The sequence below is a fragment of the Streptococcus sp. HMSC077D04 genome (assembly GCF_001808785.1).
Classification (GTDB): Bacteria; Bacillota; Bacilli; order Lactobacillales; family Streptococcaceae; genus Streptococcus; species Streptococcus mitis_BX.
Map to the genome: position 1 here is coordinate 835 of NZ_KV794468.1, position 380 is coordinate 1,214.

Here is a 380-nt window from a genome sequence, read left to right on the forward strand (position 1 = left end):
AAGGAATCTGGTGAAAATACTGAAATTATCATTGTGGATCCAGAAGCAGAGTACAGTGTCATTGGACGGGCTTTTGGTGGAGAAATGATTGATATTGCGCCAGATTCCCAAACCTATCTCAATGTCCTTGACTTGTCTGAAGAAAATATGGATGAAGATCCTGTAAAGGTAAAATCAGAATTTCTTTTATCCTTTATCGGCAAGTTATTGGATAGGAAAATGGACGGGAGAGAAAAATCGATTATCGACCGAGTTACCAGACTCACCTATCAGTCATTTAAAGAGCCTTCTTTGGAAGAATGGGTCTTTGTCTTGAGTCAACAACCAGAAGAAGAAGCGCAGAATTTGGCACTTGATATGGAACTGTATGTCGAAGGTTC

Annotated in this window: 1 pseudogene; it reads left to right on the plus strand. The window is 39.7% G+C overall.

Going from position 1 to position 380, the window contains the following annotated elements:
• Positions 1–380, plus strand: a pseudogene (locus tag HMPREF2701_RS00975) (VirB4-like conjugal transfer ATPase); the annotation flags it as partial.